Source organism: Streptomyces sp. NPDC020597, from assembly GCF_044335095.1.
In the GTDB taxonomy this organism is placed as follows: domain Bacteria; phylum Actinomycetota; class Actinomycetes; order Streptomycetales; family Streptomycetaceae; genus Streptomyces.
In genome coordinates this window covers 40,731-55,326 of record NZ_JBIRUL010000030.1, presented here as the reverse complement: position 1 = coordinate 55,326, position 14,596 = coordinate 40,731, and the positions used below count along the sequence as shown (strand labels likewise).

The following is a 14,596-nucleotide window of genomic DNA, read 5'->3' as shown; positions in this document are numbered from 1 at the left end:
CTGCGGTCGCGGCGACGGCACACCGCTTGAACTATGTATTGGCGTTCTCGCACCCCGTGCCATATATCATCGGCGATATGGACAGCGGGCGGTACTCGATCGAGATCGAGCCGGAGGTGCGGCTGTGGCTGGAGAGCATTCCCGCCCATCACTACAAGCAGGCCGAACGCGTCGCCGACCTGCTCGCCGAGCAGCCCACCACGCTCGACGAACCGCACTCCCGCCACCTGGGCGGCAAGCTCCGCGAGCTGCGCTTCCGCCTGGGCGATGCCCATCAGCGGATCACCTACTGGTTGGCGCCCGGCCGACGTGTCGTGCTGCTCACCGTGTTCCGCAAGACCAAGATGCGCGAGCAGGCCGAAGTGGACCGCGCCCACGCCGCACAGCGATGGTGCGAGGCAGAGCATGAAGCCGCCGCTGAGCACGACCTCTACAGCCGCGACCTCAAGGAGAACGGATGAACCACAGCGAATGGAGGACCCGTCGCCACCGTCGGCTGCTGGGCGAACACCTGGACGCCGACCCCGAGTACGACCGGGTCTACGAAGAGGCCGGCCTCGCCATGACGCTGGGCAAGGCCGTCCACGACCGGCGTAAGCAGCTGGGCCTGAGCGAGGCCGATCTCGCCGAGCGCATGCACGTCGACGTCGATGACATCGAAGGCATCGAGACGGCCACCGAGCTGCCGCCCATCGCGGTCATCATGCGCCTGGCCCGCGTACTGGACCTCACGGTGGACGTGCACCTCGCCGGCGGAGACGAGCCCACCGTCACCATCGTCGCCCCAGCGGCCTGAGGCGGGGAGGAACCATGCAGGACCCGCCTTCCGCGCTCGCCCGTGAGCTCGGGCAACTCGTCCACGACCGGCGCATCGAGCTCGGGCTCTCCCAGGCCGAGCTGGCCGAGCGGTGCGGGATGAAGCAGCCGCAGATCTCCCGCTTCGAAGGCGGCGGGACCGTGCCCACGCTTCCCCTCCTGCGCCGCCTGGCTCAGGCTCTCGGCGCCGACCTGACCATCAGCCTCACCCCGCACGACAAAGCCGCTTGACACGCATTCGGAATTCCTGGAATTCCCCAGGCGGTGTAGACCACTGACGGCAGTAGTGACGGCAACACCAGCAGACTCCAGCGCACGGGCACGAACATCCGGCGACTGTCAAATCGCCCGCTGACCAGCAAACTTTCAGGTGGGAGCGGCCCGGCCTGCACACGTACTATGTGCTGGCAGGGGTCACGCCAGTCCTGGTTCACAACAGCAACTGCAACCTCAACACGCTCACCCGTGCGCAATCTGATGATATTGCGAGATGCCTCGGATGTGCGAAGAAGAACAAGTTGTCTGCAGGAACGACCCTAATTGGGGAGAATAAGAAAGCTGGAGGAGGTCAGCCTAAGTTCATCACCTTCGACCGGATTGGGCATAATAAGGACGCTGTATTCAAGGGGTCAAATGACCGGAATCCCTTCCAGTCGACCAAGGACTCGGCCCGAGACGGAACCTATGGATTGGATATCGGGCCGAACGGAGAGCTGCGGGGACTCGAATGGCTGGCGAAATGAGCAAGGAGCTGATCCTCAGCCCTCGCAGTGAGCGCGTGCGAGAGGAGTTGGCAGACGCAGGCGCCTGGGTTTCGTATGCATCGGAACTGCGCCAGGTTCTCGGAGCGGCGATCGAGAAGAGTGGCGTTGGCTTCCTGAAGGTCGGCGAGCTGCTGGTGAGTGAGCCCCTCTCCGACAGGCACCTAGGCCTTTACAACGGGGCGGAGGTCCAGTCCCCGCAGGCGATTGACCTTGTCGAGGGAATGGCAGCCGGGCGCGGGCCGTATTGTCAGCTTTCCATCCGGGGGCGGCTTCAGATCGAGTCGGGGTGGGACGGGGCTGTACACATCTACACGACACGAGCGGTAGCCGCTGATCTGGCAGGAATCCATTGTCAACCGTATTCCGATTGCCTGCGAACATAGGTCAACCCGTCCCGGACGAGTACGCCGCAACACTCGAGGCGCAGGCTCTTGAGATCTGCACCTTCCAGACCCACCTGGTGCACGGGCTGCTGCAGACCCCGGCCCACGCCCGTGCCGTTCTCGGCGTGCTCGATCGCAAGGACCTCGATGACCGCGCCGCCGTCCGGCTCGCTCGCCAGCGTGTATGCGGCAAGGCCGATCCGCCTGTTTTCTGGCTGGTGTTGAGCGAAGCGGCGCAGCGGCAGGAGATCGGCGGGCGGGTCGTTATGCGTGAGCAACCGGCCCATCTGTCGTCGTTCGAGGGGAACCTCGGATCAACGTGCAGGTGCTGCCGGCGTTGCCGTTCGTGATTCCGAGAACCCGGCGGGTCCGGTCCTCATCCTTGGGCCCGCCGGGATTTCGCGGTTTCTGGGGTGGGTTACAGGCGTTGGATGATGGTGCCTGTTGCCAGGGCGCCGCCTGCGCACATGGTGATCAGGGCGAACTCCCTGTCCGTGCGCTCGAGTTCGTGCAGGGCCGTGGTGATCAGGCGGGCGCCCGTCGCGCCGACCGGGTGGCCGAGGGCGATCGCGCCGCCGTTGACGTTGACCTTGGACAGATCGGCGTCGAAGACCTTCGTCCAGCTCAGCACCACCGACGCGAATGCCTCGTTGATCTCGACCAGGTCGATGTCCTTCAGTGTCATGCCCGCCTTGCCGAGCACCGCGCGGGTCGCGTCGATCGGGCCGTCCAGGTGGAAGTGGGGGTTCGCGCCCACCAGGGCCTGGGCGACGATCCGCGCCCTCGGCTTCAGCTTCAGGGCCTTCGCCATCCGTTTCGACGCCCACATGATCGCCGCCGCGCCGTCGCTGATCTGGGACGAGTTGCCGGCCGTGTGGATCGCCGTCGGCATCACGGGCTTGAGGCCCGCCAGGGCCTCCGGGGACGTGTCGCGCAGGCCCTCGTCGCGGTCGACCAGGCGCCACATGCCCTGGCCGGCTGCCTGTTCGTCCTCCGTGGTGGGGACCTGGACGGCGAAGGTCTCGCGCTTGAAGCGTTCCTCCGACCACGCCGTCGCCGCCCGGCTCTGCGAGAGGACGCCCAGCTCGTCCACGTTCGCACGCGTCAGGCCGCGGTGTCGCGCGATGCGTTCCGCCGCCTCGAACTGGTTGGGCAGGTCGACGTTCCACTCGTCCGGAAACGGTTTCCCCGGGCCGTGCTTGGAGCCCGAGCCGAGCGGGACGCGGCTCATCGCCTCGACGCCGCAGCTGATGCCGACGTCGATCACGCCCGCCGCGATCATGTTCGCCGTCATGTGCGAGGCCTGCTGCGAGGAGCCGCACTGGCAGTCGACCGTTGTCGCCGCCGTCTCGTACGGCAGGCCCATGGTCAGCCAGGCGGTGCGGGCGGGGTTCATGGACTGTTCGCCGGCGTGGGTCACCGTGCCGCCGACGATCTGTTCCACGGCGTCGGCGGGGATGCCGGTGCGGCCGAGGAGTTCGCGGTAGGTCTCGCCCAGGAGATAGGCGGGGTGCAGGTTGGCGAGCGCGCCGCCGCGCTTGCCGATGGGAGTGCGGACTGCTTCCACGATCACGGGTTCGGCGGCCATGGGTGCGGATCCCTTCGGAACTAGTACGTGTTCTAGTTCTGCTGTGTGCAGTCTGCTGACGTGACGTGCGTCACCGCAAGGGTCTTGCAGCCTCGAGGCTCCTGAACTACCTTCTCGGCAATCTGTTTCTGATGACACGTCAGATTCTGCGGATGCCGACGTAGCCGGCGTCGTCAGATGGCTGGAGCCGCCGATGCACTGTCCAGCGCTTCCCGACGGGTTCGACTTCACCGACCCCGACCTGCTGCAACACCACGTTCCCCTGCCCGAGTTCGCCGCGCTGCGGCAGGCCGAACCGGTCCGCTGGATCCCGCAGTCGGGCAATGTCGCCGGCTTCCAGGACGAGGGGTACTGGGCGGTGACCCGGCACGCGGATGTGAAATACGTTTCCACGCATCCCGAGCTCTTCTCCTCCTATCTCAACACCGCGATCATCCGGTTCAACGACCGCATCGAGCGCTCCTCCATCGACGCCCAGCGGTTCATCCTGCTGAACATGGACCCGCCCGAGCACACCCGCGTGCGGCAGATCGTGCAGCGGGGGTTCACGCCGCGGGCCATCCGGGGGCTCGAGGAGCGGTTGCGGGCGCGGGCCGTCGACATCGTCGAGCGGGCACGTGAACAGGGCGGCGGTTCCTTCGACTTCGTCACCTCCGTCGCCTCGGAGCTGCCGCTGCAGGCCATCGCCGAGCTGATCGGCATCCCCCAGGACGACCGCGCGAAGATCTTCGAGTGGTCCAACAAGATGATCGCGTACGACGACCCCGAGTACGCCATCACCGCGGAGGTCGGCCAGCAGTCGGCCGCCGAGGTGATTGCCTACGCCATGAACATGGCCGCGGAGCGCAAGCAGTGCCCCGCCCAGGACATCGTCTCCACGCTGGTGGCCGCCGAGAACGAGGGCAACCTGAACTCCGACGAGTTCGGTTTCTTCGTCCTCATGCTCGCGGTGGCCGGAAACGAGACGACCCGCAACGCCACCACCCACGGGATGCACGCCTTCCTCACCCACCCCGAGCAGTGGGAGCTCTACAAGCGCGAACGGCCCGACACCGCCGCCGAGGAGATCGTGCGGTGGGCCACCCCCGTCGTCGCCTTCCAGCGGACCGCCACCCAGGACACCGAACTCGGCGGCAAGCTGATCAGGAAGGGCGACCGGGTCGGGATCTTCTACGCCTCCGCCAACCGTGACCCCGAGGTGTTCGAGAACCCGGACTCCTTCGACGTCACCCGCGATCCCAATCCGCATCTCGGGTTCGGCGGGGGCGGACCGCACTTCTGCCTCGGCAAGTCGCTCGCCGTCCTCGAGATCAACCTCATCTTCAACGCCATCGCCGACGCCATGCCCGGCATGGAGCTGGTGGGCGACCCGCGACGGCTGCGGTCCGCCTGGATCAACGGGGTGAAGGAGCTGAGGGTCAGTCCGGGGTGACGGCCGCCCGCGGTCCGTTCTCGCCCGCGGCCGGCCCTGTGCCCCGGTCGGTCCTGGGTCGTGGTGGGTCCTGGGCCGTGGTCAGTCCCTGTCGGACACCGTGAAGGCCAGGGCCGCCGACGTCGTGGCGGCCAGCAGCAGCGGAATCGCCAGGTCGGCGTGGAGCACCAGGGCCGCGCCGAGCACCGCGCCCGAGAACATCGCGGCCACGGCCGCCGTGCGGCGCGGTGACCGCCGGCCCGAGCCGTCGCCCGCCCAGGAGTCGGCGGCCAGGCCGGTCAGCGTCATCGTCACGACGGTGGTCGTGGTGATGCCGGGCACCTGCAGTTTGCGGACCGTCGCGTTGCGCAGGCCCATGGCGAACGCGGTCAGCGTGATGACCGTGTAGACGGTGACCGGGGCGTCGTCCGAGGTGGCGGCCGCCACGGCCGCCGAGACCGCGAGGAGCAGCGCCTCGGTGACCAGCATCGCCCGCGCCGGTGCGCGGCGTGAGCCGTCGCCCAGCCGCCGGGCGATCCGGCCGCCGGTCGCGGCGCCCGCCAGGAAGCAGGCGAGCGACGTCGCCGTGTGCGGGACCGAGAAGCCCGCGGCGCCGGCGGCGGCGAAACCCAGCACCACGACGTTGCCGGTCATGTTGGCGGTGAAGACATGCCCCAGACCGAGATAGGTGACCGCGTCGATGAGGCCGCTCATGGCGGTCAGGACGAGGAGGACGGCGGTCAGACGGACGCCGCCGCGTACTTCCGGTCCCTGCGCGGGCTGCGCAGGCCGTGGGGGCTGCGCAGGTTGTGAGGGCTCCGGGGGCTCGGTTCCGGTCATCCGCTCAGTGGAGCACGGCGACGTGAGAAAACGCCGAAGGCGACGGCCCGGGGGATCGGGGGTCGCCGCCTTCGACGCGTATCGGGGCGCTGTCAGGCGCGGGTCGCACGGTGAGACTCAAGCGGGTGGTGCGGGTGGTGCGGGTGGTGCGGGTGGTGCAGGTGGTGCGGGTGGTGCGAGCGATGCGCGGTCGGCGTGGCTCAGTACCAGCCGTTGGCCTGCCAGAAGGTCCAGGCGCCGACCGGGCTGCCGTAGCGGGAGTTCATGTAGTCCAGACCCCACTTGATCTGGGTCTTGGCGTTGGTCTTCCAGTCGGAGCCGGCCGAGGCCATCTTGGAGCCGGGCAGGGCCTGGACGAGACCGTAGGCGCCGGAGGAGGCGTTGGTGGCGTCGACGTCCCAGCCGCTCTCGTGCTTGACGATGTTGGAGAAGGCCTTGTACTGCGCGGCGTCCGGGATCATCTTGTGCGCGATCGCCTGGGCCTTGGCGGCGGAGGGCGCGGACGTCGTCGCGGCGTGGGCCGGAGCGGCGGACAGCGCCATGCCCGCGGCGGCGGTGGCCACGGCGATGCCGGTGAGAGCCTTCTTCGGGGAAGCGATGCGACGGATGACGGAGACGGACACGAAGAACCTTTTCTTTCGGGGACGGTGGCGGTCGCCTGCATGCCGGAGTCACGCGGTGCGTGGCACGTACCGCGTGGTGTGCGGTGAGTGGCTGCATGCCGCGGCGCCGAGGCCCGTGGGCTCGTCGGCGCCGTGCGACGTCATCCAGAGAAACAGGATCCGCCGCTGCCCGCAAAGACCCCTTTTGCTAGTGGACGTCGTATGTCGGGAGCGGGCCGCCGTTGTGACCTGGCTCTCAATGTGCAGGTCAGAGCGGGTAATGGCATGCGCATGGCATCCGATTTACCCGACTAGTTCGAATAGTAGGTGATGTGGGTCATGTGGGGTGGTTCACCGGTCAACGGTGCTCGGAGGGTGTCCGAGGGGCCTCGAATGTGACCGCGGTCTCGAAGGCGGCCCGGCGGGTGGCTCTGCGCAGCGCCTTCAGCACCGCCGGACCGAGCGTGCACGTCAGCAGCACCGTGACCAGCGCCCGCCCCAGGTCCCAGCCCAGCGAGGTCGCCACGCAGTACGCCACGAAGCGGGCCAGGTTCGCCGGGACCGTCCCGTCAGGATCGAAGGCGACGCCCGAGGCCAGCGCGCCCATGAACGGCCAACCGGCCAGATTCATCGCCGTGCCGTAGGCGAAGGCGGCCAGGAAGCCGTAGGCCGACAGCAGGAGCAGTTCCGCACGGCCGCGCAACCGGTCGCCGCCCGGCAGCAGGCCCGCGCCCATCGTGAACCAGCCCATCGCCAGCATCTGGAACGGCATCCACGGGCCCACCCCGCCGGTGAGCAGCGCGGACGCGAACATGGTCACCGAGCCGAGGACGAAGCCGAAGCCGGGACCGAGGACCCGCCCGCTCAGCACCATCAGGAAGAACATCGGCTCGATGCCCGCCGTCCCCGCGCCCAGCGGACGCAGCGCCGCACCCGTCGCCGCCAGCACGCCCAGCATCGCCACCGCCTTCGCGCCCAGCCCGGACTCCGAGATCGTCGCCGCGACCACCCCCACCAGCAGCACCAGCAGGCCCGCGAAGAGCCAGGGCGCGTCCTGCGCGTGGGCGTTCAGCGCGGAGGAGGGCGGGGCCAGGAAGGGCCAGCCGAAGGCGACCACGCCCACCGCGCCGACCAGCGTCAGCGCGGCGAGCGAGCGCGGTCCGAGCCGGACGGGACGGGGCAGCCGCCCTGCTCGGGGGGTCTGCCCGGCTCGGGAACGCCCTCCGGGGCCGGGAAGCCGCCCGATTCGGGGACGTCGTCCGGCTCGGGGCGTCATCGCAGCGCCTCCCTCACCTGCGCGACGGTGAGCCACCGCTGCGGGGCCAGGATCTTCGTCACCTGCGGGGCGAAGGACGGCGAGGAGACGACGACCTCGGCTGTCGGGCCGTCCGCGATGACCTCGCCCTCGGCGAGCAGCACCACCCGGTCGGCCAGTTCCGCGGCCAGCTCCACGTCGTGCGTGGCCAGCACGATCGCGTGACCGGCCGCCGCCAGCCCGCGCAGCACGGCGACCAGGCGGGCCTTCGCCGCGTAGTCCAGGCCGCGGGTCGGCTCGTCGAGGAGGAGGAGCGGCGGACGCGCGGTGAGGACGACGGCCAGCGCGAGCGTGAGGCGCTGGCCCTCGGAGAGGTCGCGGGGGTGGACGCCGTCCGCGATGCCGGGCAGCAGCTCCGAGACCAGGGCACGGCAGGAGCCGGGCTCGGCCCGTGCGTCCCGGTCGGCGGCCGCGCACTCGGCGGCGACCGTGTCGGCGTACAGCAGGTCGCGCGGCTCCTGCGGGACCAGTCCGACGCGGCGCACCAGGTCGCGGGGCGAGGCGCGGTGCGGGACGGCGCCCGAGACCCGGACCGTTCCGGCGGACGGCTCGACCAGGCCGACGAGCGTGTTGAGCAGGGTCGACTTGCCCGCCCCGTTGCGGCCCATGAGAGCGACGGTCTCGCCGGGCGCGACGGTGAGATCGACGCCGCGCAATGCCTGGACGCCCGCCCGGCGGACGCCCAGGGAACGGGCCTCGGCGGGGTGCGCGAGGGCCGTGGGTACCTCGGGAGAGGGGGAGGGGGTCGGGGAAGGGGCGCGGCGCAGGAGGCGGAGGCCCCGGAGCCTCGCGGACGGCGTCTGTGCCGGGGACTCGACGACCGGTACAGGCGCGGGTACGGGTTCCGCTGCCGCCGACCCGGGGTGAGTGGCGCCGCGCGCGTTGCCGGTGTCTCGGCTCGCTTCCCGCCCCGCGAGACGTTCGCGCAGGTCGGCGGCCCTTCGGCGGGCGTCGCGGACCGTCAGCGGCAGCGGCGACCAGTGCGCCGTCCGGCCCAGGGCCACGACCGGCGGGAACACCGGGGACACGGCCATGACGTCCGCCGGTGCGCCCAGCACGGGGGCCGCCCCGGGGGCGGGCAGCAGGGCGACCTGGTCGGCGTACTGCAGGACGCGCTCCAGCCGGTGCTCCGCCAGCAGCACGGTCGTCCCCAGGTCGTGGACCAGCCGGAGCAGGACCGCGAGGACCTCCTCGGCGGCGGCCGGGTCGAGCGCGGACGTCGGTTCGTCGAGGACGAGCACCCGGGGGTGCGGGGTGAGCACCGAGCCGATCGCGACGCGCTGCTGCTGGCCCCCGGAGAGGGTGGCGATGGGGCGGTCGCGCAGCCCGGCCAGGCCGAGCAGGTCGAGGGTCTCCTCGACGCGGCGGCGCATCACCTCCGGTGGGAGGCCCAACGACTCCATGCCGTAGGCCAGTTCCTCCTCGACCGTGTCCGTCACGAAGTGCGAGAGCGGGTCCTGGCCCACGGTGCCGACGACGTCGGCGAGTTCACGCGGTCTGTGGGTGCGGGTGTCACGGCCGGCGACCGTGACCCGGCCCCGCAGGGTGCCGCCGGTGAAGTGCGGGACGAGGCCGCCGACCGCGCCCAGGAGCGTCGACTTGCCCACCCCCGACGGGCCTGCCAGCAGCACGAGTTCACCCTCGGGGATCTCGAAGTCGACGCCGGCGACGGCGGGTTCGGCGACGCCGGCGTACGTCACGGAGACGTTCTCGAAACGGATCACGACGGCTCCTCGGACACGAACGCGGGCAGCAGGCCGATCAGGACGACCGCCGCCGGCCAGAGCGGAAGGGCGGGCGCGGTCAGCGGCACCACGCCGGGGTGCAGGGCCGCCGGGTCCGCGGACGCGGCGACGACGAGGACGGCCGCGACGGTGACGCCGGAGGCGGCGACCAGACAGGCCCGCGGCGTCCAGCGGTCCGGACGGTACCGGGTGCGCGGGGAACGGCGGCCTCCCAGGCGCAGCCCGGCGAGCGCCGCGACGACCCCGGCCAGCAGCACCGGCAGGCCGTACGTGCCGCCCGCCGCGGTGAGCAGGCCGTACGTTCCCGCGCAGACGCCGAGCAGACCGCCCAGGGTGAGGGCGGCCGTCGTACGTCGGACGGGAGCGGGTACGTCGGCCGTGCGGCCGTAACCGCGGGCGTCCATCGCGGCGGCCAGGGCCACCGAACGTTCCAGCGCGCCCTCCAGGACCGGCAGGCCCACCTGGAGCAGGCCGCGCAGACCGCGGTCCGGGCGGCCCCGCAGCCGGCGTGCGGCGCGCAGCCGGTGGACGTCCGCGACGAGGTTCGGGGCGAACGTCATGGCCACCACCACCGCGACGCCGATCTCGTAGAGCGCTCCGGGCAGGGTCTTCAGCAGGCGGGAGGGGCTGGCCAGGGCGTTCGCCGCGCCCACGCACACCAGCAGGGTCGCCAGGCGCAGGGCGTCGTAGAGGGCGAAGAGCAGGCCCTCGGCCGTGACCGCGCCGCCCAGCCGGATGCCCTGCGCCCAGTGCGGAAGGGGGACCTCGGGGAGTGTGCCGAGGACGTGCGTGCCCGGGATCGGGGAGCCCAGCACGACGACGAAGGCGATCCGGATGACCAGCACGGCGAGGGCGAGCCTGAGGAACGCGGCGTAGGAGCGGGCCCAGGGCGTGTCCGGGCGGCACACGGCGACGACGTAGGCGGACACGGCGAGGAGCAGGCCGAGGAGGAGAGGGTTGGAGGTACGGGTGGCGGCGGTCCCCAGACCGAGGGCCCAGAGCCACCAGGCGGCGGGGTGGAGGTGCGGCCGGGAGCGGCGGTCAGCCATTCCGGCGCGAACCCCGCCGCCGTGCCTGCCACACCGCTGCCGCGGCGAGCACGGCCACGGCCGCCGCGCCGCCGTACACGCCGAGCGACGGGCCGCTGCCGCTGCCGTCGCTGCCGCTGTCGTCACCGGCTTTCGGCTGGGGCGCGGACGGCGTCGTCCCGCCCGTCGCGCGCGTCGTCCCGTCGGCCGAGGCGCTCGCCGACCCGTCCGCCGACCCGTCCGTCGACGACACCTGCTCCCCGCAGCTCGTCTTCGGGTAGCCGGCGATCGCGCACAGCAGGGCGTTCGTGTCGTAGCGCAGGGGCTTGGCGACGGCGGCGAGGGCCTCGGCCGTCGTCGCGTCGGGGGAGACCCGGGCGCACGCCGTGCGCGGCGAGGGCGACGGCGGTGTCTCGCCGCCCGGGGCGTCCGCCGCCGTGCCGAAGTCGAGGACCAGGGCCACGCGCTTGGCGCCGTCCTGCGCGGGCATCCCGGCGCAGATCGCCGCGAACGAGGCCGCGCCGCGCGGCTGCGACGCGTCCTGGGAGTCCGCGCTCACGGCGAACCGGAAGCCCTGCACGTCGCCGTCGGCCGGGCGGGCGGTGGACGGCCCCTGGGTCGCGTACGTCCAGTGGCCGCCGGTGCGGTCCCAGAAGGACCAGTAGCGGTAGCCCGCCGCCTGGGCCGGGCCGGCCGTGCCGATCACGCCGATCGTGCCGGTGAGGACGAGCGACAGCGCGGCGAGGACGAGGGCGACGCGACGGCCTGTCACGGCTGTCGCTTCCGGCCGCGTGCGCTGATCAGGAACCCGATGCCGATGCCGGCGACGAGGAAGACGCCGACGATCAGCCAGACGCTGTAGCCGGAATCCGAGTCGTTCTTCTTGTCGGCCTTCTCCTCGGCGTCGGCCGCGGTGTTCTTGCCGGCGTCGCCGGCCGGCTCGGTGGCCTGCGGGCTCGGGCCCGTCGCGTTGAGCTGTGCGACCAGGTCAGTGCCGCCGAACGCGCGCGGGTCGGCGCCCATGGCATGGGCTGCGAAGACCAGTTGGGCGTAGGCGGCCGGGCCGCTCTGCTTCGCCCAGGCCGCCGCGTTCTGCTGCAGCCAGGCCAGGGACTTCTTCGCCTGCTCGGCCGCGCCCTGGGCGGCGAGCGCGACGACCGCGTCGGCGGTGTTGCCGTAGTCGGGCTGGTCCTCGGCGCCGGGCAGGGCCGACGTGAGGTGGCCGGTGGCGGCGACCGCCCGGACGAGGTGGGCGGCGCCGTTGCGGGCGAGGTCGGCCGGGGCGAGCGCGCCGGGCGTGCCGCCGCACACGGGGGCCGCCGAGGTCTTTCCGGCCGTCGCCGCGAAGCCCTCGCCGAGGGCTCCGAGCACGCCCGCCGCCGTCGCGTCCGCGTTGGCCGCGAGGACGCCCTTCTTGTCCGGCTGGTAGGCGAACGCGCCGCCGTCGTCCCCGCCGCACGGGAGGGAGAGCTTCCCGAGCGCGTCGAGCGGCGACTTCCCGGCCTTCCGCACCTGCGCGGGCTGCTGCCCGGCCGCTGTCAGCGCCCCCGCCACGACGGACGTCGAGTTCGCGTCGCTCGCCCCGCCCGCGGAGTAGCCCCAGCCGCCGTCGGCGTTCTGGACGGACTTCAGCCAGCCGACCGCCTTGTCCGCGGCGGCCCGGTGGCCGCCGAGGGCGGTCAGCGCCTGGACGGCCGCGGCCGTGCTGTTGGTGTCCGTCATCAGTTTCGCGTCGCAGGGCCCCGCGGGATCGGCGCGGAACGCGGCGAAGGCGCCGTTCGCGCACTGCTGCCCGGCCAGCCACGCCACCGCCTCGTCGGCGGGGGTGACGCCCACGGTGTGCTGCGCGAGCAGGGCCAGCGACTGACGCCAGACGCCGTCGTAGGTCGGGTCGGACGTCCCGTACAGCCCGGCGGGCTTCGCCGCGGTGGGGGCGGGGGACGGTGTGGCGGCCAGGGCGGGGATGGCTGCGCCCAGCACGACGGTGGCGGCGGCGAGAGCCGCGGCGCTACGGCGGACGTTCATGATCGGCGGGTGCCTCTCCCGGTCGGGGAGCCGGGCAGCACGGGACATCCCGGCGGCTCGGCTCCGTAGGCCTCGACGGTGCCGTGCGACGGCGGGCCTGCCGACGCACGCGAGCCGGTCACGTCCCGTACCGGGCGATCCGGCTCTGCGGACAGGGCCTCCCCGCGGCAAGCGAAAGCCGAGGCTTGGGGAAGGGTCAGCGCCGGAATTGCACCGGCTTCCCCCTGTACGGGCGTGGACGACGCGGCCACTCTACCGGCAGGTAGTAACGGGCCCGAGGGGACCCCGGCGCCGGCCGTCCGCCCCCGCTTCGCGCGCCCCCGTCCGACCGACCGAGGAGGGGCTCACGGAGGACGGGGGCTGGCGGAGGCGCTGCGGCGACGGGCCGGCAACCCGACGATGAGCCCGCAGGAGACGGAACTGCTCGTGCCGGCTGCTGAGTCGGTCAGGTCGCTGACGGAGTAGCGGCGTGCGGTGTCGGCCCTCCGAACGGGAGGAACAGGACCCGCCGTGCCAGCAGCCATTCGCCGTCGATCTGCCGGAACGCGTCCTGGTAGTGGCCGACCTGGACGGGCGGTCCGGCGGGGACGACGCCGCCTTCGTAGCCGTCGACCCGGTGCGTCGAGAAGTACGAGACCGCGTGCGCGGAGGCCGGTCCGGTGGCCGTGACGAGGATGTTCGCCATCAGGCGGCGGGACAGCCGGTCGGCGGGCCGCGAGCCGAAGTACTCCCGCAGGGCGGCGCGCCCCACGACCAGCCGCTCGCCGGCCGGCCACTCCCAGCTGCCGTCCTCGGTGAACAGCTCCGCCACGGTGGAGGGTTCGCCGAGGTCCAGGCGGTGGACGAAGTCGACGACGAGGCGCTCGCAGGCGCGTTCGGCGAGGAGGCGCTCCAGAGGGTCCATATGCCTGTCTACCAGGCGCGACGGCGAGACGGCGATCGTGTTTTCATCGACGTCACGCCGCCACGGCTACGTACGTCACCGGATCGCTCCCCGTCACCGCCTCCGCGCGGCCCTGTTTCACGAGTCTGCGCAGATGCGCTTCAGCCTCCGAGACCGCGATGTTGCGGGAGCCGTAGGGGATCTGGTCCCAGGGACGGTTCCACTCCATGCGTTCGGCGACCTGCCAGGCGGTGAGGGGGACGGAGAGAAGGGCCAGGAGGCCGGTGAGGCGGTCCTCGTGGTGGGCGAGCAACTCCCGTACGCGGGAGGGGGCGTCGGTGAAGGCGTGCTGGTGGGCCGGGAGGATCTCGGCGGCGCCGAGTCGGCCGACGCGTTCGAGGGAGTCCAGGTAGTCGCCGAGGGGGTCGGTGACGGTGTCGTCGTCCGGGTCCTCGTAGAGGCCGATGTGCGGGGTGATCTTCGGGAGCAGATGGTCGCCGGAGAAGAGCCGGCCGTGGCCGCCGAGCCGGGCGGGGTGTTCCTCCTCCAGGTGCAGGCAGACATGGCCCGGGGTGTGTCCCGGGGTCCAGATCGCGCGCAGCCGGCGGCCGGGGAGGTCGAGGAACTCGCCGGGGACGATCTCCCGGTCGGGCAGGGCGGGCGCCAGGCCGGGCAGGGTGCGGCGGCGGACCGTGGGCGTGCGCAGGGGCGCGATGTGCTCCTCGGGGGCGCCGGCGGCCGTGAGCTTGTCCGCCATGTACGTGTACCAGCGCTCGGGCCGAGTCCCCCGGGTGCGCCGCACGATCGCGGCGTCCGCGGCGTGCATGGCCACCCACGCCCCGGAGGCCTCCCGCACCTTCCCGGACAGGCCGTGGTGGTCGGGGTGGTGGTGGGTGACGACCACCCCGTGCAGGGTCTCGACGGAGGTGCCGCAGGCGGTGAGGCCCGTGGTCAGGGCCTCCCAGGCGGACGGGTCGTCCCAGCCGGTGTCGATCAGCACCGGCCCGCGGTCGGTGTCGACGACGTACACCAGGGTGTGGCCGAGGGGGTTGTCGGGGATCGGCACCCGCAACGAGCGGACACCGCCACCGTGGTCGAACGTGCCGGTTCCGTCGTCGGGTCCGTCCTGACTGCGCTTCATCTGCCCTCCGTCGCCCGACCATCGCCCACTATAACTAGAACTCGTTCCAATGGGT

At 71.9% G+C, this 14,596-nt stretch carries 17 protein-coding genes; 7 read left to right on the top strand and 10 right to left on the bottom strand.

Going from position 1 to position 14,596, the window contains the following annotated elements:
• Positions 1 to 77: 77 nt before the first annotated feature.
• The 6 genes from ACH4ZA_RS33720 (at position 78) to ACH4ZA_RS33695 (ending at position 2,398) form a co-directional block, all read left to right on the top strand.
• Positions 78 to 461, top strand: a complete 384-nt coding sequence (locus ACH4ZA_RS33720) for a type II toxin-antitoxin system RelE/ParE family toxin (protein WP_319279480.1) — start codon at positions 78 to 80, stop codon at positions 459 to 461.
• Complete coding sequence (locus tag ACH4ZA_RS33715; protein WP_319279481.1) at positions 458 to 796, top strand: helix-turn-helix transcriptional regulator; 339 nt, start codon at positions 458 to 460, stop codon at positions 794 to 796. The genes ACH4ZA_RS33720 and ACH4ZA_RS33715 overlap by 4 nt, the downstream gene beginning before the upstream one ends.
• Positions 797 to 810: 14 nt before the next feature.
• Positions 811 to 1,047 carry a helix-turn-helix domain-containing protein gene (locus ACH4ZA_RS33710; RefSeq protein ID WP_164313931.1) on the top strand — a complete coding sequence of 79 codons (237 nt, stop codon included), beginning with the start codon at positions 811 to 813 and terminating at the stop codon, positions 1,045 to 1,047.
• A 170-nt stretch (positions 1,048 to 1,217) separates the two neighbouring features.
• The gene (locus ACH4ZA_RS33705; protein WP_398433047.1) at positions 1,218 to 1,559 is read left to right on the top strand and encodes a toxin C-terminal domain-containing protein; all 342 of its coding nucleotides are present in this window, start codon (positions 1,218 to 1,220) and stop codon (positions 1,557 to 1,559) included.
• A 481-nt stretch (positions 1,560 to 2,040) separates the two neighbouring features.
• Complete coding sequence (locus ACH4ZA_RS33700; RefSeq protein WP_398433063.1) at positions 2,041 to 2,313, top strand: Scr1 family TA system antitoxin-like transcriptional regulator; 273 nt, start codon at positions 2,041 to 2,043, stop codon at positions 2,311 to 2,313.
• On the top strand, positions 2,234 to 2,398 hold the full coding sequence (locus ACH4ZA_RS33695; RefSeq protein WP_319279484.1) for a DUF397 domain-containing protein: 165 nt from the start codon (positions 2,234 to 2,236) through the stop codon (positions 2,396 to 2,398). Before ACH4ZA_RS33700 ends, ACH4ZA_RS33695 begins: the two co-directional genes overlap by 80 nt.
• On the opposite strand, the gene ACH4ZA_RS33690 is transcribed toward ACH4ZA_RS33695, so the two are convergent.
• Positions 2,382 to 3,551: a steroid 3-ketoacyl-CoA thiolase gene (locus tag ACH4ZA_RS33690; protein ID WP_319279485.1), complete on the bottom strand. Its 1,170-nt coding sequence runs from the start codon at positions 3,549 to 3,551 to the stop codon at positions 2,382 to 2,384. The two genes, ACH4ZA_RS33695 and ACH4ZA_RS33690, sit on opposite strands and share 17 nt — an antisense overlap.
• Positions 3,552 to 3,744: 193 nt before the next feature.
• Between ACH4ZA_RS33690 and ACH4ZA_RS33685 the strand changes: the two genes are divergently transcribed.
• Positions 3,745 to 4,983 (top strand): cytochrome P450, encoded by a 1,239-nt coding sequence (locus tag ACH4ZA_RS33685; protein WP_319279486.1) that lies wholly within the window; start codon positions 3,745 to 3,747, stop codon positions 4,981 to 4,983.
• A gap of 81 nt (positions 4,984 to 5,064) precedes the next feature.
• On the opposite strand, the gene ACH4ZA_RS33680 is transcribed toward ACH4ZA_RS33685, so the two are convergent.
• The 9 genes from ACH4ZA_RS33680 to ACH4ZA_RS33640 all read right to left on the bottom strand — a co-directional run bounded on the left by ACH4ZA_RS33680 (position 5,065) and on the right by ACH4ZA_RS33640 (position 14,541).
• A complete protein-coding gene (locus ACH4ZA_RS33680) occupies positions 5,065 to 5,802 on the bottom strand; it encodes a YoaK family protein (protein ID WP_398433046.1) in 738 nt (245 codons plus the stop codon).
• Between the two features lie 200 nt (positions 5,803 to 6,002).
• A complete protein-coding gene (locus ACH4ZA_RS33675) occupies positions 6,003 to 6,425 on the bottom strand; it encodes a transglycosylase SLT domain-containing protein (RefSeq protein WP_319279488.1) in 423 nt (140 codons plus the stop codon).
• A gap of 337 nt (positions 6,426 to 6,762) precedes the next feature.
• Entirely contained in the window at positions 6,763 to 7,680 is a 918-nt protein-coding gene (locus ACH4ZA_RS33670) for an ECF transporter S component (protein ID WP_398433045.1), read from the bottom strand.
• Positions 7,677 to 9,443 (bottom strand): ABC transporter ATP-binding protein, encoded by a 1,767-nt coding sequence (locus tag ACH4ZA_RS33665; protein WP_398433044.1) that lies wholly within the window; start codon positions 9,441 to 9,443, stop codon positions 7,677 to 7,679. Before ACH4ZA_RS33665 ends, ACH4ZA_RS33670 begins: the two co-directional genes overlap by 4 nt.
• On the bottom strand, positions 9,440 to 10,513 hold the full coding sequence (locus tag ACH4ZA_RS33660) for an energy-coupling factor transporter transmembrane component T (protein WP_398433043.1): 1,074 nt from the start codon (positions 10,511 to 10,513) through the stop codon (positions 9,440 to 9,442). The genes ACH4ZA_RS33665 and ACH4ZA_RS33660 overlap by 4 nt, the downstream gene beginning before the upstream one ends.
• Positions 10,506 to 11,264: an SCO2322 family protein gene (locus ACH4ZA_RS33655; RefSeq protein ID WP_398433042.1), complete on the bottom strand. Its 759-nt coding sequence runs from the start codon at positions 11,262 to 11,264 to the stop codon at positions 10,506 to 10,508. Before ACH4ZA_RS33655 ends, ACH4ZA_RS33660 begins: the two co-directional genes overlap by 8 nt.
• On the bottom strand, positions 11,261 to 12,517 hold the full coding sequence (locus ACH4ZA_RS33650; protein WP_398433041.1) for a prenyltransferase/squalene oxidase repeat-containing protein: 1,257 nt from the start codon (positions 12,515 to 12,517) through the stop codon (positions 11,261 to 11,263). Before ACH4ZA_RS33650 ends, ACH4ZA_RS33655 begins: the two co-directional genes overlap by 4 nt.
• A 445-nt stretch (positions 12,518 to 12,962) precedes the next feature.
• On the bottom strand, positions 12,963 to 13,421 hold the full coding sequence (locus ACH4ZA_RS33645) for a nuclear transport factor 2 family protein (protein WP_398433040.1): 459 nt from the start codon (positions 13,419 to 13,421) through the stop codon (positions 12,963 to 12,965).
• Between the two features lie 52 nt (positions 13,422 to 13,473).
• Positions 13,474 to 14,541 carry an MBL fold metallo-hydrolase gene (locus tag ACH4ZA_RS33640; protein ID WP_398433039.1) on the bottom strand — a complete coding sequence of 356 codons (1,068 nt, stop codon included), beginning with the start codon at positions 14,539 to 14,541 and terminating at the stop codon, positions 13,474 to 13,476.
• Between the last annotated feature and the right edge of the window lie 55 nt (positions 14,542 to 14,596).

Excerpts from the sequence above, each read along its gene's own strand:
- ACH4ZA_RS33660 (WP_398433043.1), bottom strand. The coding sequence starts at position 10,513 with ATGGCTGACCGCCGCTCCCGGCCGCACCTCCACCCCGCCGCCTGGTGG.
- ACH4ZA_RS33650 (WP_398433041.1), bottom strand. The coding sequence starts at position 12,517 with ATGAACGTCCGCCGTAGCGCCGCGGCTCTCGCCGCCGCCACCGTCGTG.
- ACH4ZA_RS33690 (WP_319279485.1), bottom strand. The coding sequence starts at position 3,551 with ATGGCCGCCGAACCCGTGATCGTGGAAGCAGTCCGCACTCCCATCGGC.
- ACH4ZA_RS33715 (WP_319279481.1), top strand. The coding sequence starts at position 458 with ATGAACCACAGCGAATGGAGGACCCGTCGCCACCGTCGGCTGCTGGGC.
- ACH4ZA_RS33710 (WP_164313931.1), top strand. The coding sequence starts at position 811 with ATGCAGGACCCGCCTTCCGCGCTCGCCCGTGAGCTCGGGCAACTCGTC.
- ACH4ZA_RS33720 (WP_319279480.1), top strand. The coding sequence starts at position 78 with ATGGACAGCGGGCGGTACTCGATCGAGATCGAGCCGGAGGTGCGGCTG.
- ACH4ZA_RS33680 (WP_398433046.1), bottom strand. The coding sequence starts at position 5,802 with ATGACCGGAACCGAGCCCCCGGAGCCCTCACAACCTGCGCAGCCCCCA.
- ACH4ZA_RS33685 (WP_319279486.1), top strand. The coding sequence starts at position 3,745 with ATGCACTGTCCAGCGCTTCCCGACGGGTTCGACTTCACCGACCCCGAC.
- ACH4ZA_RS33645 (WP_398433040.1), bottom strand. The coding sequence starts at position 13,421 with ATGGACCCTCTGGAGCGCCTCCTCGCCGAACGCGCCTGCGAGCGCCTC.
- ACH4ZA_RS33670 (WP_398433045.1), bottom strand. The coding sequence starts at position 7,680 with ATGACGCCCCGAGCCGGACGACGTCCCCGAATCGGGCGGCTTCCCGGC.
- ACH4ZA_RS33640 (WP_398433039.1), bottom strand. The coding sequence starts at position 14,541 with ATGAAGCGCAGTCAGGACGGACCCGACGACGGAACCGGCACGTTCGAC.